Here is a 25205-nt window from a genome sequence, read left to right as displayed (position 1 = left end):
GCGCATTGGGTTGGTGGGGATCGGAGGTGGCGCCTGCCGGTTGGCGTTTCAGCGGGCGGGCGTTGGGGGTGTGGTGCGGAGCGCTGGTGGTTCTTCGCTCATCAAAAGGGTGAGAGCCTTATGGCGTGGCCACCGCCCGGGAGTGATCGTCGCTTCGGGCGGTGCCGGCCGGGCTGGCTTTGGCATCAAGACATCAATCCGGGCCTCAAGGGGCGTCCGTCGGCCTCGGGGTTTGAGGGTTCGGGCCCGAAGGAGGCGCGATTGGGGGTCTGGGTCGTTTTAGCGTCGTATATCGACGCTAACTCGACCCGGACCTCGGTTTCGAGGTGCGGGTCGCTCCGAGCTGGCATATGCAGCTCTCAGCGACCCGGATCCCGGATTTCGAGGTGCGGGTCGCTTGAGCCGGACATATTCCGGTTGCAGCGACCCGGATCTCCGAACCCCTGGTCCCTCGAACCCCAGCGGCCGAGGGACCACCGTGGAGGCCGAGTCTGATGTCTTGATGCGGCTGTAAATCCCCGCCGCCGGCAACGCCCCCAACGACGATCCACACCCCAAGCGGTCGCCACGCCCCAACAGCCTCACGCCCTTCGGTGCCGACAGACCCCGCCCCGCACCACCGACCAGCGCCCCGCACTGGACGCCACCAAACGCCCGTTTGCGCAAGAACCACGCGCCAATTGCGTTACCACCCCACATGGGGAGATCTGTCGTCCGCTGCACCATCCTCGCGGCGCTGGCCGCAGCAACATGCGCGCCGTCCGCATCCGCCGCCACGCCCACCCGCTACTCGCTCGTCAACGGCTGCTACGCGCTCAAGCAGGACGGCGCCGCCGTCCCAGGCGCAGCAAAGGTCCGGATGCAGGCCACGGCGCTGGGGCATTACCTGCTCTACACGCCCGAGCGCCGCTTCGTCGCCGCCCGCGCCAACGGCAAGCTCGGGATCGACGTCAAGCCGTCGGCCGCCGCCGACTGGCAGGTCGACAGCGCCGGCAGCGGCACGTTCACGCTCGCCGCAGCCAATGGCAGCACGACGCTGCGCCGTGTCTCCTTCAAGGCCGCGACCGGCTGCGCCGCGTACCCCGAGGCCGAGCTGAACGCGACCGGCACGCCGTCCAAGGGCGCCACGAGCTACGGGCGCGTCGGCGGCCTGCTCGAAGGCCACATGCACTGGATGACCTATGAGTTCCTCGGCGGTCGCTTCCACTGCGGCAAGCCGTGGGACCAGTACGGCATCCCCTATGCCTTGCCCAACTGCTCGTCGATCGAAGGGCCGCAAGGGCTCGTCGCGCCGATCCAGAACTTCCTCAACTACGACAACCCGGTCCAGCCGCACGACACCGTCGGCTGGCCGACGCTCGCGTCGTGGAAGCCCACCAACCTGACCTACGAGGGCACGTACTGGAAGTGGATCCAGCGCGCGTGGATGGCGGGGCTGCGGATGATGGTGATGAGCCCCAACGAGAACCGGATCCTCTGCCTGTTGCAGACCAACCGCGAGACCAACTGCGACGAGATGGACACGGTCCGGCGCAGCCTCGAGGGGATCCACGAGTTGGAGGACTACGTCGACGCCCAGTCCGGCGGGCCGGGCAAGGGCTTCTTCGAGATCGTCACCGACCCCGAGCAGGCGCGCCGCGTGATCAACCAGGGGCGGATGGCCGTCGTGCTGGAGGTTGAGATCTCCGAGCCGTTCGGGTGCTCGAACATCGCGGCGCCGACGTGCGACACCGCGCAGGTCGACGCGTCGCTGGACGAGCTGCACCGCCTCGGCGTGCGCTCCATGCTGTTGTTGAACAAGTTCGACAACCCGCTGACCGGCGTGCGCTTTGACTCCGGGCCGATCGGCCTGCTGATCAACGGCGCCAACCTGGTCAGCGCGGGGTCGTTCTGGAGCGCGAAGACCTGCGACCCCGGCGCGCTGCGCGACAACGACATCTACTCGCCGCTGCCGCAGGTGACCAACCTGGTGGGGTCGCTCTTTGCGACGGCCGGACTGCCGAGCGGGATCGCGCCGGTCTATCCCGCAGCACCGAACTGCAACACGCGCGGGCTCACGGATCTCGGCGCGCACGTGGTCGAGCGGATGATGGACCTGGGGATGATCGTCAACCCCGACCACATGAGCCAGGCGGGCGTCGACCGCACGTTGTCGTTGTTGGAGGCGCGCAACTACAGCGGCGTGATCTCCCCGCACGGCTGGATGGATCCCGGCAACTGGCCGCGGATCTGGAAGCTCGGCGGCCTCGCGTTCCCGGGGCACTCGGCGGCCACCGACTACGTCAAGCAGTGGCAGGAGTACCGGCCACGCGCGACGCCGTACCAGTTCGGCTGGGGCTACGGCGCCGACCTCGGCGGGCTCAGCGAGCAGCCGGGAACCGACGCGGACGGCAGCGGCTCGCTCGAGTACCCCTTCAAGTCGCTCGACGGGACCGTGACCTTCCAGCGCCAGAAGACCGGCGAGCGGACGTTTGACTACAACAAGGACGGCGTCGCGCAGTACGGGCTCTACGCCGACTGGTTCGCGGACCTGCGGCGCCTCGGCGGCGACGCGCTGGTCAAGGACATGTGGAACGGCTCCGAGGCCTACCTGGAGATGTGGGAGCGCGCGGAGGGCGTGGCGACGCCGACGTGCGCGGCGCCCGACGGGGCGATCGAGGCGACGGGCGTGGGCGCGCTGCGGCTCGGCCGGTCCTGGACCGCCTTGCTGGACACCGCCGGGCAGCCGCAGCAGCGCGACCGCGCGTGGAGCTACTGCGTCTCAGGCGACGGCAACGACGGCCGCGCCGACGTGGCCGAGCTGACGCCGGCCGGGACCGTCGAGCTGGTCGGGTCCACCGCGCGCGGCCGCAGCGCCGGAGGCATCGCGGTCGGTTCGACCACCACGGCACCCGAAGGCGTCCACGCCGTTCCGGCCAACGGCACGACCTACGCCTACCTGGTCAAGGACGGCGTCGTGACCGTCGCCGCCACCGCCACGTCGGGGCTGGCCGGCGACCCCGCCGCCCTGGCCGCCGCCCTCTCCCGCGTCTCATCAGCGCGCGCGACCCAGACGACGACGCCGTTCGAGGCCTCCACCGCGCAGACCCAGCAGGCCGCCGCCAACGCCGCCGCGGCCACCGGTGACGGCAGCGGCGCCAGCGCGGGCGCAGGCACCACGGCGCCGCTCACCGGCCAGCCGCTCGTCGGCGCGGGCGACGCGAAGCTCACCGCCGCGCTCTCGGCGCTCTGCCACCTGCAGATCTCGGTGCCGGGCTGAGCGCGCGCGCCGCCGCTACACCGCGTGGCGGCGGCGCTCGCAGGGCGACGCCTTCGCGCGGGAGACGTCCGCGCCGAGCCAGGTGGTGAGGTCGCGGCGGTCGTCGGCCGGCAGCCAGCCCTCCGAGGTCTGGTTGTAGGTGTTGGCCGGGCCGTCGGTGACGAGCTTCTCGATCGCGGCGATGAGGCGCTCGGCGTCGGCGTGGCGGGAGCCGAGGCCGAAGGAGGCGCGCACCGCGCCGTCCGGGAGGCCGAAGCGCGCGAGCAGCGGGTGCGCGCAGAAACGGCCGTCGCGCAGGCCGATGCCGTGCTCGGCGGAGAGGTAGGCGCCGACGAGGCCGGGCGCGTAGCCCTCGACGGTGAAGGCGACGGTGCCGATGGCGTCCGGCGTGTCGGACCAGATCGAAAGCGTCGTCACGCCTGCGATCGCGCCCAACCCCTCCAACAACGTCCGGCGCAGCGCGGCCTCGTGGTCGGCGAGCGGGAGCTCCGCGAGCGCGTCGAGCGCCGCGGCCAGCGCGACCGCGCCGGCGAGGTTCGGCGTGCCCGCCTCGTGGCGGCGCGGTCCGTCGGCCCAGGCGACGTCGTCGACCGTCACCTCGACCACGGCGCCGCCACCCGCGAGGTACGGCGGCGCCGCGTCCAGCCAGTCGGCGCGGCCGACCAACACGCCCGCCCCGTACGGTGCGTAGGCCTTGTGCCCTGACAACGCGAGGTAGTCGACGCCGGACTCGGCGAGGTCGATCGCGCGGTGCGGCGCGAGCTGCGCGGCGTCCACGAACACGCGCGTGCCGTGGCGGCGCGCGATCGCCACGATCTCCTCGAGCGGCAGCACCTCGCCGGTCACGTTCGACGCGCCGGTGATCGCCAGCAGCGCGGCGGGCGCGGCGCCCAACGCGTCCTCCACCCGCACCAGCGTCTCGGCCAGCGTCGGCGCGTGCGCCACGACGCGCGTCCCGCACGCCGCGCGGCGCCACGGCAGCAGGTTGGCGTGGTGCTCGACGTCGAGCGTGACGACGTCGCCGCGGCCCGCCGGCACGCACGCGGCGAGCAAGTTGGTGGCGTCGGTCGTGTTACGCGTGAAGATCACGTGGTCGTCGGCGCGCGCACCCAGGCGCTGCCCCACGCTCTCGCGCGCGTTCTCATACAACCCGCTCGCCACGCGCGACGGCACGCCGGATCCGCGGTGCACGCTGCCCGCGTAGGGCAGGACCGCGTTGACGCGCTCGGCGACGCACGCCAGCGCGGGCGCCGTCGCCGCGTAGTCGAGGTTGACGTAGCGCGCACTGCGGCCGTCGGCCAGCGGCACGCGCAGGTCGGCGCCGAGCACCGGCAGCAGCGGCTCCGTGGCCACGTCGATCAAGCTCATCGTCTTCTCCATCTCGGGTCTTGTCCGGGACCCTGTGAGGGATCCGCGCTTGCAAGCGCGCCGTCCATCGCGGCGCGCGAACCTGGTCCTCACCCGGGGCACCCCACCGCGGACGGGGGTTGCCGGCCAGCGAGCCGGGGCTTGACGCTGGCGCTCTTGACCGAGACGGAGAATAGCGCATCTGCACCGAGACGGTGGACAAGCGATGCGCGACGGGTCAGCGGTAGGTCAGCAGCTCGCCGTCGAGGTGGGCATGCTCGTTGAACGACACGAGCGTCAGGCCCGCGCGGCCGACCGCCACGCGCGAGATCCCCGTGTTGACCGTCACGCGGTTGAAGCGCACGAACGCCTCCGGCGCCACGCCGAGCAGCGCGACCATGATCGCGGCCAGCACGCCGCCCGAGGTGCAGACGACCGCGGTCTCCCCCGTGCCCAGGCCGTCGGCCGCGTCGTGCAGAGCGCCCTCGACGCGCGTGGCGAACGCCGGCCAGCTCTCCCGCGCCGGGCCGTCGGCGCCCGCCGCGATCCAGCCGAGCAGCGCCTCTTCCAGGATCTCCTGGAACTGGCGTGAGGTCAGCGCGGGCGTGTCGTCGTCGCCGGGCCCGCGGTGCTCGCGCGCGGCGCTGGTCGAGTGCGCCGACAGGATGCCGTCGGAGTCGTACTCGTCCCAGCGCGGGTCGACGGTCGTTGAGAGGCCCAGCGGCGCGAGCGTGTCGCGCTGGCGGCGCAGGTCGCCGGTGATCACGCGGGCGGGCGCGACACCACGCCGGGCGAAGTCGCTCGCGAGCACGGCCGCCTGCTCCACGCCGCGCTCAGAGAGGACGTCGTAGTCGGCGGCGCCGAAGGACGCCTGGGCGTGGCGGACGAGCAGCAGGGAAGGCAGGCAGGAAACCCTACAACTTGCCCGCCGGGCCTCGGGCGCCGCGTGCTACCAGGAGCCGACGGAGCCGTAGCCCGGGAACGACACGCCCGGGATCGCGGCGCTGCAACCGGACGCGCCGCCCGGCGAGCAGAGGCGCTGGACGCCGGTGCCGTCGCGGTAGAACGCGAACCAGGCGCCGTTGGCGCCCTTGGCCCGCACGCCGACGACGAAGCTCGTCGCCTCCGGGTTAGACGAGCTCGTGCCGGACACGAGCAGGCGGCTCTCGGTGTTGACCTGCTTGAGCGCGGGCTGCGCGACGACCAGCGACGCCGTCGTGGCGCCCGCGTAGCTGCCGTTGTTGTCGGTCGCGTAGACCTCCATCGCGCGCAGCGCGATCGCCGCGGTCTGCTTTGCGTCCGCGCCCGTCGCCTTCTTCTGCTGGGAGGTCAGGTTCGGCAGCGCAATCGCGGCCAAGATCCCGATGATCAGGATCACCACCAGCAGCTCGATCAGCGTGAAGCCCTCGTCACGTCGTGCCATCCCTCACGCTGTTCGGCCGACATCCGGGATTTTGAAGCCCCGGATGTCAGCGTGCGGTCGTAAGCGAGGGTCCTACAGGCCCATCGAGCGGCCGACGAGCTCCTTCATGATCTCGTTCGTGCCGGCGTAGATGCGGTTGACGCGAGCGTCGGCCCAGATCTCGGAGATCTTGTACTCCGTGGTGTAGCCGTAGCCGCCGAAGAGCTGGACGCAGGCGTCGGAGACCTCGGAGAGCAGGTCCGTCGTCCAGTACTTGGCCTGCGCCGCCTCCTGGACCGTGCAGGTGCCCTCGGTGTAACGGGAGATCGTGCGGTCCATCCAGCAGCGCGAGATGTCGACCTTGGTCTGAAGGTCGGCCAGCACGAAGCGCGAGTTCTGGAACGAGCCGATCGGCCGGCCGAACGCCTTGCGCTCCTTGACGTACTCCAGCGTCATCGCCAGCGCGGCCTCGCAGGCGGCCATCGAGGAGACGGCCAGGCCGAGGCGCTCGGGGATCAGGTGCGCCATCAGCTGCGCGAAGCCCGTGCCCTCATCGCCGAGCAGGTTCTCGGCCGGGACGCGGCAGTCGTTGAAGAACAGCTCGGCCGTGTCGTTGGCGTGCTGGCCGCGCTTGTGGATCTGCTTGCCGCGCTCGAAGCCCTCGAAGCCGCGCTCGATGACGAACATCGACAGGCCGCGGTGCGGGTCGTCGCCCGTGCGGACCGCGGTGACGACCAGGTCGGCGTTGATGCCGTTAGAGATGAAGGTCTTGGCGCCGTTGATGATGTAGTCGTCGCCGTCCTTCTTGGCGCGGGCCGCGATGCCCGCCAGGTCAGAGCCCGTGCCCGGCTCGGTCATCGCCAGGGCGAGGATCTTCTCGCCGGAGGCGACGCCCGGGAACCAGCGCTGCTTCTGCTCCTCGTTGGCGGCGGCGCGCAGGTAGGGCAGGCCGAGGTCGTTGTGGACGGTGGGGCCCATCCACGACGACTGCACGACCGCGTAAGCGGCCTCCTCAGCCAGGATCGCGTTGAAGCGCCAGTCATCGACCTCGGAGCCGCCGAACTCCTCCTCGACGGCCATCGCCAGGAAGCCGTGCTCGGCAGCCTTGGTGAAAAGGTCGCGCGAGACGATGTGCGCTTCCTGCCACTCCTCGTGGTGCGGGACGACCTCGGCCTGCAAGAAGCGGCGGAAGCTCTCGCGGTAATCGTCGTGGACGTCTTCGAACAGCGGGCGCCTCGCGCCCGGGGCGGTCGTGATCGACATGGCCGGGCACGGTACACCCAGATGGGGGATCCGAGCCCCCTCGTCAGGAGGGGTCGGTGAAGACCGGCGGCTCGCCGCTCATGCCGGCGGTGACCGCGGCGATCTGATTGGGCTTGCCGATGATCTGGGCCTGTAGCTCGGACTCCAGCAGCAGCGCGGCGGCGCGGTCGTCGGTCTGCCAGACGTCCTCGTACATGCGCTTGGCGCGACGGACCGCGTCGGGCGACTTGTTGGCGATCTCGGTGGCGAGCTCCAGCGCGGCCGACAGCGGGTCGTCGGCGACGCGCGTCACCAGGCCCAGCTCGGCGGCCTCGGTGCCGCTGACGACGCGCCCGGTGTAGGTCAGCTCCTTGGCGCGGTCGATCGGCATCAGCCGCGGCAGCGTCTGGGTGATGCCCATGTCCGGCACCAGGCCCCAGCGCATCTCCATGATCGACAGCTTGGCGTCGGGCGTGGCGATCCGGACGTCGCCGCCCAGCGCGATCTGCAGGCCGCCGCCGAAGCAGTTGCCGTGGATCGCGACGATCACCGGGACCGCAACCTGGATCCAGTCAAACGCCGCGCGCTGGGGCAGGTTGGCCAGGCCGTCCTCGCCCTCGCGGTCCAGCAGCGACTCCGGCGTCAGGCGGCCGGTGCTCATCATGCTGACCACGTCCAAGCCGCTGCAGAAGCTCTTGCCCTCGCCGTGCAGGACGACGGCGCGGACCGACGGCGCGTCGCGGAGCTGCTGGGCGGCGGCGACGATCTGCTCGAACATCGGCAGGTCCAGCGCGTTGTGCTTCTCGCCGCGCACCAGCGTGACGACCGCCACGCCGTCGTCGCCGATCTGGACCCGGACCCGCTGCTCGTCGCTCATGCCCCGGAACGCTACTGGTGGTGCCCGTACTCGCCTATCGCAGGTCAGCCCCACCTGGGCGGCGCACGGCGTTTGGTGCCATGTCCTCCCAACTATGCGAATCCTCTTCTCGACCCGTGGCAGCGCGGGGCACGTGCTGCCGATGGCGCCGTTCGCACACGCTGCCGTTCGCGCCGGGCACGACGTGCTCGTCGCCGCGCAGGAGCAGAACGCCGGCAACGTCGCACGGACCGGCCTCCCCCACGCAGCCTTCGCCGCGCCGACCGCTGAGCAGTGGCGCCCGCTGATGGCCGAGGTCTCGCGCGGGTCGATCGACGCCGCCAACGCGCGCATGATCGGCGAGGGCTTCGCGGGCCTCGACGCGCGCGCCGCGCTGCCGGGGCTGGAGGAGCTGGTGGACCGCTGGCGGCCGGACGTGGTCGTGCGCGAGTCGATGGAGCTGGCCTCAGCGCTGGTCGCCGAGCGGGCCGAGCTGCCGGTGCTGCGCGTGGCGCTCGGGCTGGCCGCGGTCGAGGAGCTGGCGATCGGGCTGTCGGTGCCCGCGGTCGACGCGCTGCGCGCGGAGCTGGGGTTGGTGCCCGATCCGGACGGCGAGCGCCTGCGCGCGACGCCGCTGCTGACGATGGTCCCGGCGGCGTTGGAGGCGCCGGGCGCGCCCGCGCTGTCGCGCCGCTTCCGCCAGCCGGTCGCCGCGCTGGGTCCGGGCGCCGCCGCGCCGCTGCCGCGCTGGTGGTCCAACGCCCACGACCCGTTGGTGTACATGAGCTTCGGGTCGGTTGCCGGGGCGGCGCACATGCCGTTCTTCCCCGCCTTGTACCGGTTCGCGATCCAGGCGCTCGCGCCGTTGCCCGCGCGCGTTCTGCTCACGCTCGGCGACGGACCGGACCCCGCGTTGTTAGGGCCCTTGCCCGACAACGTCCACGTCGAGCGCTGGATCCCGCAGGAGGCGATCCTCCCCCACGCCGACGCCGCGATCCTGCACGGCGGCTACGGCTCGACGATGGGCGCGCTGTCGCACGGCGTCCCGCAGGTCGTGCTGCCGCTGTTCTCGATCGACCAGTGGGCGAACGCCGAGGCGGTCGAACGCGTCGGCGCCGGGCTCGCGCTGAACGACGACCGCGACACGCGGCGGGCGCTGGAGCTGCCGGCGGCGGCGACGCTCGCGGGGCTGGCCGACGCGGTCGAGCACGTGCTCGAGGACGGCGCGTTCCGACGCCGCGCGGGCGCCGTGGCGTCCGCGATCGCCGAGCTGCCGCCGGTCGAGTCCGCGGTCGGAGAGATCGCGGCGGCAGCGCGGGCCTTGGCGTCGCGCTAGCGGCGGCGCAGCTCCGGCGCCAGCACGCGCTCCCCGTAGCTTGTGTCGGCCGGGTTGATTGTCACGCCGGGCTTGATGATGGCGTCGATGCGGTCCAGCGTCTCGGCGCCGAGCGTGACGTCGGCGGCCGGGAGCTGGCTCTCCAGCTGCTCCAGCGTCCGCGGGCCGATGATCGCCGAGGTCACGCCCGGGTGGTTGATCACGAAGGCGATCGCCAGCTCGATCATCGTCAGGCCGGCGTCGTCGGCGACCTGCGCGAGCTGCTCGACTGCCTCCAGCTTGCGCTGGTTCTCGGGCAAGGACATGTCAAAGCGCGCGGCCAGTCGCTGGCGGGCGGGCGAGGTCGGCGAGCTGTCGACGGTCCACGAGCCCGACAGCCAGCCGCCGGCCAACGGCGAGTAGGTGAGGATCCCCATGCCGTGGCGCTGGGCCGTGGGCAGGACGTCGAGCTCGATGCCGCGGACCAGCAGCGAATACGGCGGCTGCTCGGTGCGGAAGCGCTGGAGGCCGCGCTCGCGCGCGACATGCTGCGCTTCGACGATCTCGCTGCCCGCGTAGGACGAGGAGCCGATGTACAGGATCTTGCCCTGGGTCACCAAGTCGCTCAACGCGCCCAGCGTCTCCTCGACGTCAACCGCCGGATCAGGGCGATGTACTTGGTAGAGGTCGATGTGATCGGTCCCCAGGCGCCGCAGCGAGTCCTCCACCGCGCGGACGATCCAGCGCCGCGACCCGCCGCGCATGTTGATGTCCTCGCCCATCGGCATGAAGAACTTGGTCGCCAAGACGACGTCATCGCGATGGCCCTTCAGCGCCTTGCCGACGATCTCCTCCGACTCCCCCGCGCTGTAGACGTCGGCGGTGTCGACGAAGTTGATTCCCGCGTCCAGCGCCCGGTGGATGATGCGGATCGAGTCCTCGTGGTCGGGGTTGCCCCAGGCGCCGAACATCATCGTGCCGAGGCACAGCGGTGAGACCTGGACGCCGGTGCGTCCGAGTGGGCGGTAGTTCATGGCACTCGTTCTAGCGCGCGCCAGCCGCCGCTGGGAGGTCCTGACAGAACCCCGTAGACGCGCGGCGGCGCGGGTACCGTCATAGGACGTGGATCCCGCCAGCGACATCGCCGAGTTCCTCACCTCGCGCCGGGCGCGGGTCACGCCGGACCAGGTCGGGCTGCCGTCCTATGGCCCGCGGCGGGTCAAGGGCCTGCGGCGCGAAGAGGTCGCCTCGCTGGCCGGCGTCAGCGTCGAGTACTACAAGCGGCTGGAGCGCGGCCACGTCGCGGGCGCATCCGACAGCGTGCTGGAGGCGTTGGCGCGAGCGCTGCGCCTTGACGACGCCGAGCGCGCCCACCTCTTCGACCTCGCGCGCGCGGCGAATCCGGTGGCGGCTACGCAGCGCCGGCGGGCGCCGGCCAAGAAGGTGCGCCCTGCCGTGCTGCGGCTGGTCGAGTCGATGACCGCGCCCGCGATCGTCCGCAACGGCCACCTCGACTACCTGGCCGCCAACCCGCTCGGCCGCGCGCTCTACGCGCCGCTGTTCGAGAGCCGCGAGCTACCCGCCAACAGCGCGCGCTTCACGTTCCTGGACCCCGCCGCCCAAGAGCTGTATGTCGATTGGGAGCGCACCGCCAAGGACCTCGTCGCGCACTTGCGCTCACTGGCCGGAAGCAACCCCTATGACAAGAACCTCTCCGACCTCGTCGGTGAGCTGTCGACCCGCAGCGACGCGTTCCGGACCTGGTGGGCGGCGCACAACGTCCGCTACCACCAGTCGGGCACCAAGCGCCTGAACCACCCGGTCGTCGGCGAGCTGGAGCTGTCCTACGAGGTGCTCGAAGTCGCGGCCGATGACGGCCTCACGATCGCCACCTACAGCGCCGAGCCCGGCAGCCGCTCCGCGCAGGCGCTGGACCTCCTGGCCAGCTGGGCCGCGACGCCGGTCGAGCGCTAGCGCGCGGCACCGCGCGTCATAGAGTCCGGGCATGACGACGATCGACTTCGGCGCGTTCGACGCCCTGACGTTCGACTGCTACGGAACGCTCATCGACTGGGAGACCGGCATCCTGGCCGGCCTGGCGCCGGTACTGGCGCGCACGGGCGTCCAGCGCAGCGACGACGAGCTGCTCGAGGTGTACGCCAAGCACGAGGCCGCGCTGGAGGGCGGGCCGTACCTGACCTACCGCGAGGTGCTGGCCGGGTCGCTGCGCGGGCTCGCCGAGGACCTGGACTTCACGCCCAGCGACGACGAGGTCGCCACCTTCGCGGGCTCGGTCGTCGACTGGCCGGCGTTCGCCGACAGCGCCGACGCGCTCGCCCAGCTGAAGCAGCGCTTCCGGCTCGGCGTCATCACCAACTGCGACGACGATCTCTTCGCGGGCTCCAACGCGCGACTGGGCGTCGAGTTCGACTGGATCGTCACCGCCCAGCAGGCCAAGTCCTACAAGCCGAGCCTGCACAACTTCGACGTGGCCTTCGACCGCATCGACGTCCCACGCGAGCGCATCCTGCACGTCGCCCAGAGCCTCTTCCACGACCACGTCCCCGCCAAGCAGGCCGGCCTGACCTCCGTCTGGATCGACCGCCGCCACGGCCGCGAGGGCTTCGGCGCCACGCCGGCGGCCGAGGCGACGCCCGACCTCGTCGTGCCCGACATGAAGTCCTTCGCGGAGCTGGCCACCGCCTAGTCCATCAGGAGGCCGTTGCCGTGACCTGACGTGCCGTGACGGTGGTGCCGGCAGACGGAGTCACGCGCACGGCGGTCGTCTTCGCAGGCAGGCGGGAGATCACGATGCGACCGGTGGTGACACGCGCGCGGGCGCTGCCGATGCGGACGGAGCGCGAGCCTTGAAGGCGAGCGGTGCGGGTGCGGCCGGCGGTGGTGATGGCGAGGCGGGCGCGAGTGGCGGCGCGGGCAGGGAGCTTGAGGGTCACGCTGGTCGGGCTGCCCGAGAGCGCGATGGCCACGGTGCCGGCGCGCGCGGTCACGATGGCGCTGGGGCCGGCGACCGAAGGAGCGGGCGTCCGCACCGGCGTCGCGGGGGTGATCGTCGGCGCAGACGTGGGCGTGGGCGTAGGCACCTGAGTGGCGAGCGTCGGCGTGGTGCCGGTGCCCGGCGTGTAGTCGTCGCCGCCGCCGTCGTCGATCCCCAACGAGCTGATGCCGCCGAGGTCGCCGTCGTCGATGCCGATCACGGCGGTGGTGGTGTCGAACGTCGCGTCGGGCGTCACGACCGGCACGGTCCACGGGCCGGAGAGGACCGACCGATAGTGGTAATGGCCATCCGCAGCCAGGCCGGTGATCGTCGTGCGCATCTGGGCCAGGCCGCCGGTCAGCGGCAGCGAGATGGGCACGGTCGTCCCGCCGTAGGACGTCGTCAGCCCGTACTCGACGTGCCAGTTCGCGGACAACCCGAGGGGCATGACCGGGACCGTGATCGTCGCGCTGTCGGCCGTCGTCTCGACCGCTGCGGCGCCGACCGTCGGCAGGGTCAGGCTCATCGCGCCGGCCTGCGCCGGGGCGATCGTCAGCGCGAGGAGCGCCAGCAGCACCGGCGTCCGCGATCGGCGAGGAGCACGACCCATCTCCCTCAACAATCGGCCGTGGCGCCCTCACGCCTAACGCCGAAGCGGCCACAATGCCGGTGGCCGATGGGCTCAGCCACCCGGACGCGCGCGGGGCCGGTCAGCCCGTGCTCAACGCGGCCAGCGCGGCGCGGTCGGCGACCGCTCCGCGCGCGCCCGGCGCGGTGGTCGCGTGCGCTCCGGCGCAGACGGCGACGCCGACGGCCGCCGCGAGGTCGTCGCCGGCCGCCAACGCGGCGGCCAGCGCGCCGCGGAAGGCGTCGCCCGCGCCGGTCGTGTCGACGGCGTCGACCGTTGGCGCCGGGATCGCCGCGGCGTCATCGCCGCCGCCGTGCATGACCGCACCGTGCGCCCCGCGCGTGACGACGACCGCGCCCGCGCCGCGCGCCAGCAGCTCCTCCGGCGTCCCGCCGAGCTGGGCCAGCTCGTGCTCGTTGGGCGCGAGGATCGCGCCGTCCGGGATCAGGCCCGCGCCGAGCGGACGTGCGGGCGCCGGGTCCAGGACGAAGCGCAGTCCGTGCTCGGTCGCCGCGCGCGCTGCGGCTTCGGCAGCGGCCACAGGGATCTCCAGGTTGGCCAGGACGACCGCGCCCGGCGCCGCCAGCGCGTCGATCGCTTCGTGCACCCAGGCCGGCTCCAGCGCCGCGTTGGCGGCGGCGTCGACGACGATCGCGTTCTCGCCCGCGCCGTCCACGACCACGACCGCGCGGCCGGTCCCGACGCCGGGCGCCGTCGCCAGCCAGTCGTCGCGTACGCCGTCGTCGCGCAGCGCGGCCCGCCATCTCGCGCCCGCCGCGTCGTCGCCGACGCAGCCGACCAGGTACGTCTCGGCGCCCAGCGCCGCCGCCGCGACCGCCGCGTTGGCGCCCTTGCCGCCGCCCAGGAGCTCGGACGGGCTCGTCGTCGCGACCGTCTCGCCCGGCGCCGGGATCGGCGCGCGCAGGACCAAGTCCTCGTTGATCGAGCCCACGACGATGACGCGTCCCATGCGCGACAGGATGACCGACGCGCGTGAGCTCAGGGAGCGACCAGGACCCCGTCAGCCTCCGCGGGCGCAACGGGGCGCTCACGCGCGGTGAGCTGGACGCGCGCGCCGTCGCCAGGCGTGATCGTGATCATCCGGCGCTTGGTCGTCTCGCGCGGTCCGGTCGCCTCGACGGTGAAGCGCTCGGCGGCCGCGCGCAGGACGAGCCGCATCTCCAGCAGCGCGAAGCTCGCGCCCAGGCAACGGCGCCGGCCGCCGCCGAACGGCAGCCAGGTGTAGGTGCCGGGCTTGTTGTCCAAGAACCGCTCCGGGCGGAACGCCTTGGGCTCCGGGTAGATGGTGGGGTCGGTGTGGACAAGCGCCGCGGCGAGGATCAGCACGGTCCCCGGCTCGTACGTGGTCTGGCCGATCGTGATCTCCTGCTTGACCAGGCGCGGCTCGGCGTTGGGCAGCACCGGGCGCAGGCGCATGACCTCGTGGATCAAGGCCTCCAAGTAGCGGCCGTCCTCGTCAGCGGCGAGGCGCTCCTGCACGTGCGGCGCGCGGGCCAGCAGCTCGAAGGCGAAGGCCAGCGACGACGCCGTCGTCTCGTGGCCGGCGACCAGCGCGGTGAGCAGCTCGTCGCGGATCTCCTCGTCGGCCATCGGCGTGCCGTCGCCGTGTGTGGCGGCGAGCAGCATCGCCAGCACGTCGTCGCGGTCGGCCGCGTTGGGATCGGCGCGGCGGTCGGCCATCAACGCGTACAACTCGTCGTCGACGACCTTGCGGTCGGCCTCGAAGCGCCCAAAGCGCCCGCGCCCGCTGAGCAGCTTCTGGGCGACCGGCAGCAAGGAGACGGGCGAGTCGCCGAACGACAGGATCGCGGTGAGCTTGTCGCGCAAGCGGTCCAGTCGCTCGCCCTCATCCAGGCCGAAGACCGCGCGCAGGATGATCTCCATCGTCAACCCCTGAAGGCGCGGGTGCAGCTCGACGGGATGGCCGACCGGCCACGAGTCCAGCTCGCGCTCGGTCAGCTCGGTCATCAGGCCGGTGAGGCGCTGCATGCGCTCGCCGTGGAACGCCGGCAGCATCAGCCGCCGCTGCTCCAAGTGCGGGCCCTCGTCGAGCAGGATCACCGAGTTGGCGCCGACGATCGGCTCCAGCAGGCGCGCGCCCTCGCCCGGGTGCAGGACCTCCGGCGGCGCGGTGAACACCTCGCGCAGCTCGTCGGGGTCGGAGAGCACCACGACCGGCGGCTGGCCGAGCAACCGCATGGTGAACCGCTTGCCGTAGCGCGCTCGCAGGCGCTCGACGTACACGGTCGGCCGGCTCCACCAGCCGATCGTCTGCACCAGCGCCGGCATCCGGGATCCAGGGGGCAGCATCGATCGAGAATAGATACTGAGCAGTATCTGGTCAAGCCCGGGAGGGCGGATCTAAGCCCCGCGGAGCCGCCGCACGCGGTCGCCCATCATGCGCCGGCTGTAGCCCGCCATCGTCTTCAGCGGCGTGTCGCCGAGCAGCATCCGCGAGGCCAGGCGCAGCGTCGACGCGCTCGCCTTGTCCGGCGAGCCCTCGTCGAACGGCGGCTGCGGGTCGTACTCGATCGCCAGCTGGATCGCTTTGGCCAGCTCCTCGCCGTGGACGCGTCCGGTCAAGGCCAAGGCCATGTCGATCCCGGCCGAGACGCCCGCGCCGGTCACGAACTTGCCGTCGAAGACGACGCGGTCGGCGACGACGTCGACGCCCATCGCCTTCAGGTTCTCGCGAAAGCCCCAGTGCGTCGTCGCGCGCTTGCCCTTTAGCACGCCCGCCGCGCCATAGACGCCCGCGCCCGTGCACGCCGACGACAGCCACTGCGCGCCCGGCGCGACATCGCGCACCCATTGGAGCAAGGCCTCGTCCTTCAGCGGCCCGAGCGGGTTGCTCGACCCGGGGATGACGACCACGTCGGGATCCGGGATCCCCTCCGGCATCACCGTCGGCAGGACCTGCATCCCGCGGTCGGTGCTGACCGGCCCGCTCGACGTCGCGACCCAGTGCAGCTCGACGTCCGGCCACGCGCTGATCACCTCGTAGGGGCCGATCAGGTCCAGCGCGGTGAAGTCCTCGTACAAGACGTAGGCGATCTTCATCCGGGGATCCTCGCGGTCGGCGACCCCGACGGCAAGGACACGCACCCCACGGATCCGGACGCGCCGCTCAGCCCGTGACGCTCCAGGAACGCGAGCTGGTCGGCGACCACGGCCTCGTGCTCAGGGCCGTCGTAGATGTCGAAGTGGTCGACGCCGGGGTAGACGCGCAGCTCGCCGTGTGGCGCGCGGCGGGCCGCGGCGATGGCGGCGCCAGGCCGTGCGACGCGGTCGGCGCCGCCGACGCACACCAGCCACGGGCAGTGCAGGTCCCGCGCGTGGCGGCCCGGGTTGAACGGGCGGCCGAGCAGCCAGCGCGCGGAGACGCGGTCGCGCCAGCGCGAGTCCTCACCGGTCGCGACGACGTGCCGCCAGCCCGCCTCGCTGCCCGGGGCGTTGATGAACGCGGCCGTGCCGGGCGCACCGACGGCGGGCAGGTGCTCGTCGCGCAGCGCGGCGAGCACCATCCGGGCGGCCACGCGCGGCGACCCGCGATGCGCCTGGCGGATCATGTTCAAGAACGGGACCTGGCTGATCGCCGCCGCCACGCGCGGGTCGTGCGCCGCGGCCGCCAGCGCGTTGCCGCCGCCCATCGAAGAGCCGAAGGTGACGACGCGATCGGGGTCCGCGCCCGGCCACGCGCGGGCGCAGGCGATCGCCGCCGCCCAGTCCTCGAGCTGGCGCGCGGGGACGAAGCGGTCGGGCGTGCCCGTGCTGTCGCCGAAGCCGCGGTGGTCGAAGACGAGCGCGAGGCAGCCGCTGCGCGCGAACCGCTCCGCGAACGGGCCGAGACGATCGCGCCGCGTCCCAGAGAGCCCGTGTGCCAGGACGACGACCGGGCGCGGACCGGCGGCAACGGCGCGGTCGGGCTCGTACATCCACGCGGCGCAGGTCTCCCCCGCAACGTCGAACTCCGTGTCGATCCGGCTCATGCTCAGCACAACGCGGCCGCGCGGCGCCACGTGAGATCGCCCGCTGGATCGCCGGAACGCGGTCGGTGATGATGTCGGCATGAGCCCACGCCCCGAGGTCTGGAGCAACTGGGCCGGGGACCAGCGATGGGCTCCGGCGCAGGTCGCGCGCCCGACCAGCGAGGCGGAGCTGGTCCGGGTCGTGGGCGAGGCGCGAGAGCGAGGGCTCACGGTGCGCGCCACCGGCAGCCGGCACTCGTTCACCGACATCGCCGCCACCGACGGCCTGATGGTCGACACCTCCGCCCTGCGCCGTGTCGTGGCCGTCGACCCCGCGACCCGGCGCGTGACCGTCGAGGCCGGGATCACGCTGCACGCGCTCGGCCCGATCCTTGCTGGCCACGACCTGGCGCTGGAGAACCAGGGCGACATCGACACCCAGGCGGTGGCCGGCGCGCTGGCCACCGCCACGCACGGCACCGGCGCGCGGTTTCGCAACCTCTCGGCGCGCGCGGTGGGCATGCGGCTGGTCACGGCGGACGGCGACGTCCTCGATCTCACCGAGGACTCCGACCCGGAGGCGCTGCTCGCCGCGCGGGTCTCGCTCGGCGCGCTCGGCGTCGTCTCGCAGGTGACGCTGGAGTGCTCGCCGCTGTTCACGCTGGAGCGCCACGACCTGCCGCGGCCGCTGGGCGAGACGCTCGACCGCTTGGACGAGCACGTCGACACGCACGACCACTTCGAGCTGTTCGTCTGGCCCTACACGCGCGCGGCGATGACGCGGTCGACGATGCGCACCGCCAACCCGCCGCGCCCGGCGCCGCGCTGGAAGCGCGAGTACGACGAGCGGTTGGTCCAGAACGGCCTGCTGAGCCTGATCTGCCGGACCGGGCGGCGCGTGCCCCGCGCGGTCCCACACCTGAACCGAGTGATGGCCGCAGCGCTCACCCAGGCGCGCGAGCAGGACCACGCCTACAAGGTGTACGCCTGCCGGCGCGATGTCCACTTCACCGAGACGGAGTACGCGATCCCGCGCGCGTGCGCCCGCGAGGCCCTGGAGCGCGCGATCGAGTTGGTGGAGCGCCGGCGGCTGCCGATCCTGTTCCCGTTCGAGATGCGCTTTGCGGCCGGCGACGACGCGCTCCTGTCGACCGCCCACGGGCGCGACACGTGCTACATCGCCGCCCATCAGTACGTTGGCATGGGCTATGAGTCGTTCTTCCGCGGGTTCGAGGAGATCATGAGCTCCTACGGCGGGCGCCCACACTGGGGCAAGCGTCATTACCAGACCGAGGCCACGCTGCGGGATCGCTTCCCGGGCTGGGGCCGCTTCCAGGCCGTGCGGGCGCGGCTGGACCCCGACGGCGTGTTCGCCAACGACTACACGCGGCGCGTCCTCGGACCCGTCGCCGCGCCGGTCGCGCCATGACCGGACTCGGAGCCGACGCGCGGCTGCGTCGCTACGCGGCCGCGTTCGAGGAGGTCGACGGCCCGTTCGCGTTCGTCGACCTGGACGCGATGTGGTCCAACTCCTCCAACATGCTGGGGCGCGCGGGCGGCAAGCCGATCCGCGTCGCCTCCAAGTCGCTGCGCTGCCGGCCACTGCTGGAGGCGATCCTGGCGCGCGATCCGGGCTATCGCGGCGTGTTGGCCTTCACCTTGCCTGAGGCGCTGTGGCTGGCGCATCAGGGCGTCGCCGACGTCGTCGTCGCCTACCCGTCGACCGATCGCGCGGCGCTGCGCGAACTGGCGGCGCTGACCGCGCAGGACCCGGACGGCGCGCCGGTCATCATGGTGGACTCGGTCGAGCAGCTCGACCTGGTCGAAGGCGCCCTCGGCACCGCGCCCGTGGCCCCGCTGCGGGTCTGCCTGGACTTCGACGCGTCGCTGTGGCTTGGCGGCGAGCGGATCAAGATCGGACCCAAGCGCACCCCGATCCACGCGCCCGACCAGGCCCGGAGCTTCGCGCAGGAGATCGATCGGCGCCCAAGCGTGCGGCTCGTCGGGATGATGTCTTACGAGGGCCACATCGCCGGCCAGGGCAATCGCCTCCCGGGCCGTCGGATGCGCAGCAAGCTGATCAGCCGCCTCCAGGAGACGTCCTACCGCGAGCTGCGCGAGCGCCGTGCCGCCGCGGCGGCCGCCGTAGCTGAGGTCGCGCCGCTGGAGTTCGTCAACGCGGGCGGCACCGGCGACCTGGAGCGCGTCGCGACGGAGCCCGCGATGACCGAGGCGACCGCCGGGTCGGGCTTCTACGCGCCGACGTTGTTCGACAACTACTCGAGCTTCCGCCTGGAGCCCGCCGCGCTGTTCGCGCTGCCGGTGACGCGCCGCCCCGCGCCTGGGATCGTCACCGCGCTCGGCGGCGGCTACCTCGCGTCGGGCACCGGCGGCAAGGACCGGATGCCCGCGCCCTACCTCCCGCCCGGGCTGCAGCTCGACCCGTTCGAGGGCACCGGTGAGGTCCAGACGCCGCTGCGCGGCGCGGCCGCCGACAGCCTGCGCGTCGGCGACCTCGTCTACCTCCGCCACGCCAAAGCCGGCGAGCTGTGCGAGCGCTTCACGAACCTGTACTTGGTGCAGGGCGATGCGATCGTCGACGAGGTCCCGACCTACCGTGGCGAGGGCCGAGCGTTCCTATAGGAGTTGCGCGGCGGCGCGCGCGACCTCGTCCTCGGCCCAGCCGGGCGGCGCGGACGCCCCGTCGCGGACCCAGCGGCGCAGCGCACCGGCAGGCAGGTCGACGACCGCGAGGCGGACGCGATCGACGTGGCGCCGGTCGGCGCGGCCGTAGCGGCGGCGGGCCAGCGCCCGGATCGCCGCGTCCAGCGGCGCGTTGATCGCCGCCTGGCGCGCGAGCATCGCCTCCGTGGGCGGCGCATCGAGCAGGTCTGCGAGGCCGCCGCCGAGCAGCAGCTGGGTGTCCTGCGGCGCGGCGCGCGCGAAGGCGACGACCGCGGCGGCCATCGCGGCGGCGGTTTGCGCCGGGGCGTCGTCGGCGGCGTCGTCAGCGTTGTCGCCGGCCGCGAGATAGCCGTCGGCGAACCGGGCGACCGCGCGCAGCCAGACCGCGGCCAGCAGCTCGTCGCGCGTCCCGAAGCGGTGGTACAGCGTGCCGACCGGAGCGCCGCTGGCCTTGGCGATCGCGGCGACGCTCGCGGCGCGCGGACCGCCGTCGAGCAGCAGTGCCCGCGCGGCATCGAGGATCCCATCGGAGTCGTGCATCGGAGGTCGTGCCATTTCGAACGATCATTCTAGTACGATCGTTCTATGAGCGAGCTGCCGCTGATCGACGAGCACGCGATGGTCGTGGACGCCTCGCCGGCCGCCACGTGGGACGCCGTCGACGCGGTCGTCCGCGGAAGCTTCGCCTCGCGCCGGACCGAGCGCTTCGCGCGCGCCCTGGGCTGCGAGCCCGCCACCCGCAGCGGCGACGCCCTCGTCGCGGGCGCCACCCTGCCTGGCTTTGCCATCGTCCGCGCCGAGCCAGACGCGGCGCTCGTGCTGGAGGGTCGCCACCGCTTCGCGCGCTACCGCCTGACCTTCACGCTCGCCTCGCTCGACGACGGCGCCCGCTGTCGCGTTACCGCCATCACCCACGCCGCCTTCCCCGGCGCCCGCGGCCGCGTCTACCGCGCGCTGGTGATCGGCACCCGCGCCCACGTCCTCGTGACGCGGCGCCTGCTGACCGCGATCCGGCGCCGCGCGACCCGCTGACAGCTCAGACGGGGCCCTCGCCCACCGGCGAGGGCAGGTCCTGCTCGGACAGCGCGCCGACCGACGCGCGCAGGCCGGCGTCGATGCGCAGCTGGATGCGCTCCAGCGCGTCAAGCTCGATCATCGCGTCGAGGACCGCGTCGGCGCTGCGGGGGTCGTCGCCGGCGGCGAGGATCGAGGCCTCGACGCGGGCGCGGAGCTCTCCGATGCGCGCGTCGCAGCGTCGCGCGGCGTTGGCATAGCCCTCTAGCCGACGCCGGCTGCGCGGCTCGATCGGCTCCTTCACGCTCTCGACCAGGCGGTCGACCTGAGCGGCGTTCATCGCGGTCATCGCTCCTCTCCGCCCGCCTTCCGGTTCTCGCGGACGGCCTTACGATAGTCGCGGTTCATCATCGTGATGAAGTCGATCGAGATGCCCTTGGGGCACTGGGCTTCGCACTCGCGGTGGTTCGCGCACGAGCCGAAGTGCTCCTCCATCTCGGCGACCATCCGCAGGGTGCGGCGGGAGCGCTCGGGCTGGCCTTGGGGCAGCAGGTTGAGGTGCGCGAGCTTGGCCGCGGTGAAGAGCTGACCGGCGCCGTTGGGGCACGACGCCACGCACGCGCCGCAGCCGATGCAGGCGGCGGCGTCCATCGCCAGCTCGGCCTCGCCGCGCGCGACCTGGACGAGGTTGGCGTCCGGCGCGCTGCCGGTCGGGACCGTGATGTAGCCGCCCGCCTGGATGATCGAGTCGAGCGCCGAGCGGTCGACGACGAGGTCGCGGACGAGCGGGAAGCCGGCTGAGCGCCACGGCTCGACGGTGATCACGTCGCCGTCGCTGAAGCGGCGCACGTAGAGCTGGCAGGTCGCGGTGCCCGACTGCGGCCCGTGCGCGACGCCGTTGATCATCAACCCGCACGTGCCGCAGATCCCCTCGCGGCAGTCTGACTCGAACGCGATCGGGTCCTCGCCCTCCAGCGTCAGCCGCTCGTTGAGCTGGTCCAACAGCTCCAAGAACGACATCTCGGGGCTGGCGTCGACCTCGTAGTCGACGAGGCCGCCGGGCGCGTCGGGCGCCTTCTGGCGCCAGATCTGCAGCGTCAACCTCATCGGTAGCTCCGTTGGGTGGGCTGGGCGAGCCGGAAGTGCAGGTCCTCCCGGTGCAGCTCGGCGGGCGCGTCGGGGCCGACGTGCCGCCACGCCGAGACGAACGTGAAGTTGTCGTCGTCGCGCAGCGCCTCGCCGTCAGGCGTCTGGTGCTCGAGGCGGAAGTGCCCGCCGCAGGACTCCTCGCGCTCCAGCGCGTCGCGGCACATCAACTCCCCCAACTCGAAGAAGTCCTCCACCCTGCCCGCCCGTTCGAGCGACTGGTTGAGCTCGTCGCCGGTGCCCGGCACGCGCAGGTCGGCGTCCCACTCGGCGCGCAGCGCGCGGATCGCGGCGATCGCACGTTGTAGGCCTTCGCGCGAGCGGGCCATGCCGCACTCGTCCCAGAGGATCCGGCCCAGCTCGCGATGGAACCAGTCGACCGACCGCGTGCCCTTGGCGCTCGTGAAGCGCGCGACCTGCTCGCGCACCTGCGCCTCGGCGGCGGCGAACTCCGGGCGGTCGGTGGTCGGCTCGGGCTGGCCGAGCTGTGGCGCGAGGTAGTCGCCGATCGTCACCGGCAGGATGAAGTAGCCGTCGGCCAGGCCCTGCATCAGCGCGCTGGCGCCGAGGCGGTTGGCGCCGTGGTCGGAGAAGTTCGCCTCGCCGATGGCGTACAACCCGGGGACCGTGGTCATCAAGTTGTAGTCCACCCACAACCCGCCCATCGTGTAGTGCGGGGCCGGGTAGATGCGCATCGGCTGGCGGTAGGGATCCTCGCCGGTGATCCGCTCGTACATCTCAAAGAGGTTCCCGTAGCGGGTGCGGATCGTGTCGGCGCCGAGCCGACCGATCGCCTCGGCGAAGTCGAGGTACACGCCGTTGCGACGCGGGCCGACGCCGAGGTCGGCGTCGATCACCTGCTTGGCAGCGCGGCTGGCCACATCGCGCGGGACGAGGTTGCCGAAGGCGGGGTAGCGGCGCTCGAGGAAGTAGTCGCGCTCGTCCTCGGCCACCTGCTCCGGCAGCTTGTCGGTGGCTTCGGATGGGACCCAGATCCGGCCGTCGTTGCGCAGCGACTCGCTCATCAACGTCAACTTGCTCTGAAACGACTCCGACTGCGGGATGCAGGTCGGGTGGATCTGCGTGAAGCACGGGTTGGCGAACAGCGCGCCGCGCTTGTGCGCGCGCCAGATCGCGGTCGCGTTGGAGTTGCGGGCGTTGGTCGAGAGAAAGAAGGCGTTGGAGTAGCCGCCGGTCGCCAGGACGACCGCGTGGGCGGCGATCGAGACGACCTCGCCGGTCAGCAGCTTGCGGGCGACGACGCCGACCGCGCGGCCGTCGGCGACGACGACGTCCAGCAGCTCGGTGCGCGACAGCAGCTCGACGTTGCCTAGGCCGATCTGTCGCGACAGCGCTTGGTAGGCCCCCAACAAGAGCTGCTGCCCGGTCTGGCCCCGCGCGTAGAAGGTCCGCGACACCTGCGCGCCGCCGAAGCTGCGGTTGTCCAGCAGCCCGCCGTACTCGCGCGCGAACGGCACGCCCTGGGCGGCGCACTGGTCGATGATCTGGTTGGAGACCTGCGCGAGGCGGAAGACGTTGGCCTCCCGCGCGCGGTAGTCACCGCCCTTGATCGTGTCGTAGAACAACCGGAAGACGCTGTCGCCGTCGTTCCTGTAGTTCTTGGCCGCGTTGATGCCGCCCTGGGCGGCGATCGAGTGCGCGCGCCGCGGCGAGTCGTGGAACGTGAGGACCGTGACGCGGTAACCCAGCTCGGCGAGCGTCGCGGCCGCCGAGGCGCCGGCCAGGCCGGACCCGACCACCAGCACGTGGAAGCGGCGCTTGTTGTTGGCGTTGACCAGACGCACGCCGAAGCGATGCGCGTCCCAGCCCTCCTCGATCGGTCCAGCAGGCGTCCCAGCGTCGAGCAGCATGGCTAGCGGATCACCCCCGTGAGCACCGCGATCGGGAAGGAGACGTTGCCGAGGGCGACCAGCGTCGCGTAGCCGATCGCGAACCGGCGTGTGGCCGCGCGCGTGCCGCGCCCGCCGACGCCGAGGCTCTGAAACAGGCTCCAGGCGCCGTGGTAGAGGTGGAACGCGAGCGCGAGGTTGGCGATGACGTAGGCGATCGCCACCGGCACGCGCTCGAAGCTGGCGACGACGTTCTCATAGGGATGGCCTTCAGCGAAGTGCGGGTTGGTGGTTCCCCACGTCAGGTCGAGCAGGTGGAAGACCACGAACAGCAGGACGATCGGCCCGGTCCAGCGCATCGTGCGGCTGGCGAAGTCCGCGGCGACGTAGGTGCGCGGCGCGGCGTAGGCGACCGGCCGCGCGCGGCGCGAGCTGCGGGCCAGCCTGAACGCCGCGTCCAGATGCAGGACCACCGCGCCGAGCAGGGTGACCCGCACGATCCACAGCAGCACCTCGCGCGGCAGCACCGGCTCGCCGGCCGTCCGCAGCCACGCGCTGTAGTGGTCCAGCGACGACGCCCCGAGGTAGAGCTTCAGGTTGCCGGCCATGTGCACCAGGACGAAGCCCATCAGGACCACGCCGGTCACGGCCATCACGTACTTCTTCTGGAGATCTGAGGCGTACAGCGAGCGCATTGGGGAAACCCTGCGGCTCTCCTCCAGATCCGGCGTAGGTGACCCTAACGCATCGAGGTGCCGAACGCGGCGCGCTTGTGCGAGAGCGCACCAGCTGGTTCGATATCCTTCGAACAATGAAGATCGGGATCATCGGGGCAGGCAAGATCGGCGGGACGCTGACGCGCCGCCTGACCACGTTGGGACACGACGTGAAGGTCGCGAACTCGCGCGCGCCCGAGACGCTCGCCGAGCTGGCGGCCGAGACGGGCGCGACCGCGGTGTGGGCCGCCGACGCCGCGGCCGACGCCGACTTGGTGATCGTCAGCATCCCGCAGAAGAACGTGCCTAACCTCGCGGCGGGGATCGTCGACGCGCGCAAGCCCGGCGCGCCGGTGATCGAGACCAACAACTACTACCCGCGCGAGCGCGACGGGCTCATCGCCGCCATCGAGGACGGCCTCACGGAGAGCGCCTGGGTCTCCGAGCAGCTCGGCGCGCCGGTCTACAAGGTCTTCAACGGCATCTTCTGGAAGCACCTGCTCGAGCAGGGCAAGCCGGCCGGCGCCGAGGGCCGCATCGCGCTGCCGATCGCGGGCGATGACCCGGACGGCAAGCGGATCGTCTTCGCGCTGATCGACGAGCTCGGCTTCGACCCGGTCGACGGCGGCACCATCGCCGAGTCTTGGCGCCAGCAGCCCGGCACGCCGGTCTACGGCGCCGACCTCGACGCCGCGGGCGCCGTCAGCGCGCTGGCCGCCGCACCGCCGGAGCGCCCTGAGGCGTTCCGCGCGGAACGCTGA

General features: G+C 72.3%; 24 protein-coding genes and 1 riboswitch. Of the genes, 8 read left to right on the top strand and 16 right to left on the bottom strand.

The genetic code is table 11. The features are described from left to right. Nucleotides 1–697: 697 nt before the first annotated feature. Complete coding sequence (locus ACT01A_RS24300) at nt 698–3259, top strand: Coagulation factor 5/8 type domain-containing protein (protein ID WP_445149690.1); 2562 nt, start codon at nt 698–700, stop codon at nt 3257–3259. A gap of 15 nt (nt 3260–3274) precedes the next feature. Here the strand turns inward: ACT01A_RS24300 and ACT01A_RS24295 are convergent, their stop codons facing one another. The 5 genes from ACT01A_RS24295 to ACT01A_RS24275 all read right to left on the bottom strand — a co-directional run bounded on the left by ACT01A_RS24295 (nt 3275) and on the right by ACT01A_RS24275 (nt 8127). Next, entirely contained in the window at nt 3275–4588 is a 1314-nt protein-coding gene (locus ACT01A_RS24295) for an aminotransferase class V-fold PLP-dependent enzyme (RefSeq protein WP_445152863.1), read from the bottom strand. 79 nt (nt 4589–4667) lie between these two features. Further along, nucleotides 4668–4789: riboswitch (SAM riboswitch) on the bottom strand. Between the two features lie 55 nt (nt 4790–4844). Continuing rightward, nucleotides 4845–5498, bottom strand: a complete 654-nt coding sequence (locus ACT01A_RS24290; protein WP_445152862.1) for a histidine phosphatase family protein — start codon at nt 5496–5498, stop codon at nt 4845–4847. 57 nt (nt 5499–5555) lie between these two features. Next, complete coding sequence (locus tag ACT01A_RS24285; RefSeq protein WP_445149689.1) at nt 5556–6029, bottom strand: prepilin-type N-terminal cleavage/methylation domain-containing protein; 474 nt, start codon at nt 6027–6029, stop codon at nt 5556–5558. 72 nt (nt 6030–6101) lie between these two features. After that, nucleotides 6102–7271, bottom strand: a complete 1170-nt coding sequence (locus ACT01A_RS24280) for an acyl-CoA dehydrogenase family protein (RefSeq protein WP_445149688.1) — start codon at nt 7269–7271, stop codon at nt 6102–6104. A gap of 43 nt (nt 7272–7314) precedes the next feature. Further along, nucleotides 7315–8127 carry a crotonase/enoyl-CoA hydratase family protein gene (locus tag ACT01A_RS24275; protein WP_445149687.1) on the bottom strand — a complete coding sequence of 271 codons (813 nt, stop codon included), beginning with the start codon at nt 8125–8127 and terminating at the stop codon, nt 7315–7317. A 94-nt stretch (nt 8128–8221) separates the two neighbouring features. Between ACT01A_RS24275 and ACT01A_RS24270 the strand changes: the two genes are divergently transcribed. Next, a complete protein-coding gene (locus ACT01A_RS24270) occupies nt 8222–9442 on the top strand; it encodes a glycosyltransferase (protein WP_445149686.1) in 1221 nt (406 codons plus the stop codon). Here ACT01A_RS24270 and ACT01A_RS24265 read toward each other — a convergent pair. After that, nucleotides 9439–10455: an aldo/keto reductase gene (locus tag ACT01A_RS24265; RefSeq protein WP_445149685.1), complete on the bottom strand. Its 1017-nt coding sequence runs from the start codon at nt 10453–10455 to the stop codon at nt 9439–9441. The two genes, ACT01A_RS24270 and ACT01A_RS24265, sit on opposite strands and share 4 nt — an antisense overlap. Before the next feature lie 88 nt (nt 10456–10543). On the opposite strand from ACT01A_RS24265, the gene ACT01A_RS24260 reads away from it, so the two are divergent. Next, nucleotides 10544–11395 (top strand): helix-turn-helix transcriptional regulator, encoded by an 852-nt coding sequence (locus ACT01A_RS24260; RefSeq protein WP_445149684.1) that lies wholly within the window; start codon nt 10544–10546, stop codon nt 11393–11395. A 31-nt stretch (nt 11396–11426) separates the two neighbouring features. Beyond that, entirely contained in the window at nt 11427–12128 is a 702-nt protein-coding gene (locus tag ACT01A_RS24255; protein ID WP_445149683.1) for a haloacid dehalogenase type II, read from the top strand. Between the two features lie 4 nt (nt 12129–12132). On the opposite strand, the gene ACT01A_RS24250 is transcribed toward ACT01A_RS24255, so the two are convergent. From ACT01A_RS24250 to ACT01A_RS24230, 5 genes are all read right to left on the bottom strand, one after another. Next, nucleotides 12133–12993 carry a hypothetical protein gene (locus ACT01A_RS24250; protein ID WP_445149682.1) on the bottom strand — a complete coding sequence of 287 codons (861 nt, stop codon included), beginning with the start codon at nt 12991–12993 and terminating at the stop codon, nt 12133–12135. Nucleotides 12994–13126: 133 nt separating this feature from the next. Next, nucleotides 13127–14014: a PfkB family carbohydrate kinase gene (locus ACT01A_RS24245; RefSeq protein WP_445149681.1), complete on the bottom strand. Its 888-nt coding sequence runs from the start codon at nt 14012–14014 to the stop codon at nt 13127–13129. 29 nt (nt 14015–14043) lie between these two features. After that, complete coding sequence (locus tag ACT01A_RS24240; RefSeq protein ID WP_445149680.1) at nt 14044–15375, bottom strand: cytochrome P450; 1332 nt, start codon at nt 15373–15375, stop codon at nt 14044–14046. A gap of 51 nt (nt 15376–15426) precedes the next feature. Next, on the bottom strand, nt 15427–16125 hold the full coding sequence (locus tag ACT01A_RS24235) for a DJ-1/PfpI family protein (protein ID WP_445149679.1): 699 nt from the start codon (nt 16123–16125) through the stop codon (nt 15427–15429). After that, a complete protein-coding gene (locus ACT01A_RS24230; protein WP_445149678.1) occupies nt 16122–17054 on the bottom strand; it encodes an alpha/beta hydrolase in 933 nt (310 codons plus the stop codon). Before ACT01A_RS24230 ends, ACT01A_RS24235 begins: the two co-directional genes overlap by 4 nt. A 79-nt stretch (nt 17055–17133) precedes the next feature. Between ACT01A_RS24230 and ACT01A_RS24225 the strand changes: the two genes are divergently transcribed. Together ACT01A_RS24225 and ACT01A_RS24220 are read left to right on the top strand one after the other, a co-directional pair. Beyond that, entirely contained in the window at nt 17134–18462 is a 1329-nt protein-coding gene (locus tag ACT01A_RS24225) for a D-arabinono-1,4-lactone oxidase (RefSeq protein WP_445149677.1), read from the top strand. Beyond that, nucleotides 18459–19676: an amino acid deaminase/aldolase gene (locus tag ACT01A_RS24220; protein ID WP_445149676.1), complete on the top strand. Its 1218-nt coding sequence runs from the start codon at nt 18459–18461 to the stop codon at nt 19674–19676. The genes ACT01A_RS24225 and ACT01A_RS24220 overlap by 4 nt, the downstream gene beginning before the upstream one ends. Here ACT01A_RS24220 and ACT01A_RS24215 read toward each other — a convergent pair. Then, nucleotides 19671–20273, bottom strand: coding sequence for a helix-turn-helix domain-containing protein (locus ACT01A_RS24215; RefSeq protein ID WP_445149675.1), 603 nt, complete (start codon nt 20271–20273; stop codon nt 19671–19673). The two genes, ACT01A_RS24220 and ACT01A_RS24215, sit on opposite strands and share 6 nt — an antisense overlap. 30 nt (nt 20274–20303) lie before the next feature. Here ACT01A_RS24215 and ACT01A_RS24210 point away from each other — a divergent pair, with 30 nt between their 5' ends. Then, entirely contained in the window at nt 20304–20750 is a 447-nt protein-coding gene (locus ACT01A_RS24210; protein WP_445149674.1) for a hypothetical protein, read from the top strand. A 4-nt stretch (nt 20751–20754) separates the two neighbouring features. Here ACT01A_RS24210 and ACT01A_RS24205 read toward each other — a convergent pair whose 3' ends face one another. The 4 genes from ACT01A_RS24205 to ACT01A_RS24190 are packed head-to-tail and all read right to left on the bottom strand — an operon-like array spanning nt 20755 to nt 24423. Then, entirely contained in the window at nt 20755–21081 is a 327-nt protein-coding gene (locus tag ACT01A_RS24205) for a hypothetical protein (RefSeq protein WP_445149673.1), read from the bottom strand. Next, nucleotides 21078–21839: a succinate dehydrogenase/fumarate reductase iron-sulfur subunit gene (locus tag ACT01A_RS24200; RefSeq protein ID WP_445149672.1), complete on the bottom strand. Its 762-nt coding sequence runs from the start codon at nt 21837–21839 to the stop codon at nt 21078–21080. Before ACT01A_RS24200 ends, ACT01A_RS24205 begins: the two co-directional genes overlap by 4 nt. After that, nucleotides 21836–23749: a fumarate reductase/succinate dehydrogenase flavoprotein subunit gene (locus ACT01A_RS24195; RefSeq protein WP_445149671.1), complete on the bottom strand. Its 1914-nt coding sequence runs from the start codon at nt 23747–23749 to the stop codon at nt 21836–21838. The genes ACT01A_RS24200 and ACT01A_RS24195 overlap by 4 nt, the downstream gene beginning before the upstream one ends. A gap of 2 nt (nt 23750–23751) precedes the next feature. Then, complete coding sequence (locus ACT01A_RS24190) at nt 23752–24423, bottom strand: succinate dehydrogenase cytochrome b subunit (RefSeq protein WP_445149670.1); 672 nt, start codon at nt 24421–24423, stop codon at nt 23752–23754. 116 nt (nt 24424–24539) lie between these two features. Here ACT01A_RS24190 and ACT01A_RS24185 point away from each other — a divergent pair, with 116 nt between their 5' ends. Continuing rightward, a complete protein-coding gene (locus ACT01A_RS24185) occupies nt 24540–25205 on the top strand; it encodes an NADPH-dependent F420 reductase (RefSeq protein ID WP_445149669.1) in 666 nt (221 codons plus the stop codon).

It is taken from the genome of Baekduia sp. Peel2402, assembly GCF_052567285.1.
Note: the sequence above shows the minus strand (reverse complement) of the source record. Positions and strands in the feature narration are given on the sequence as shown.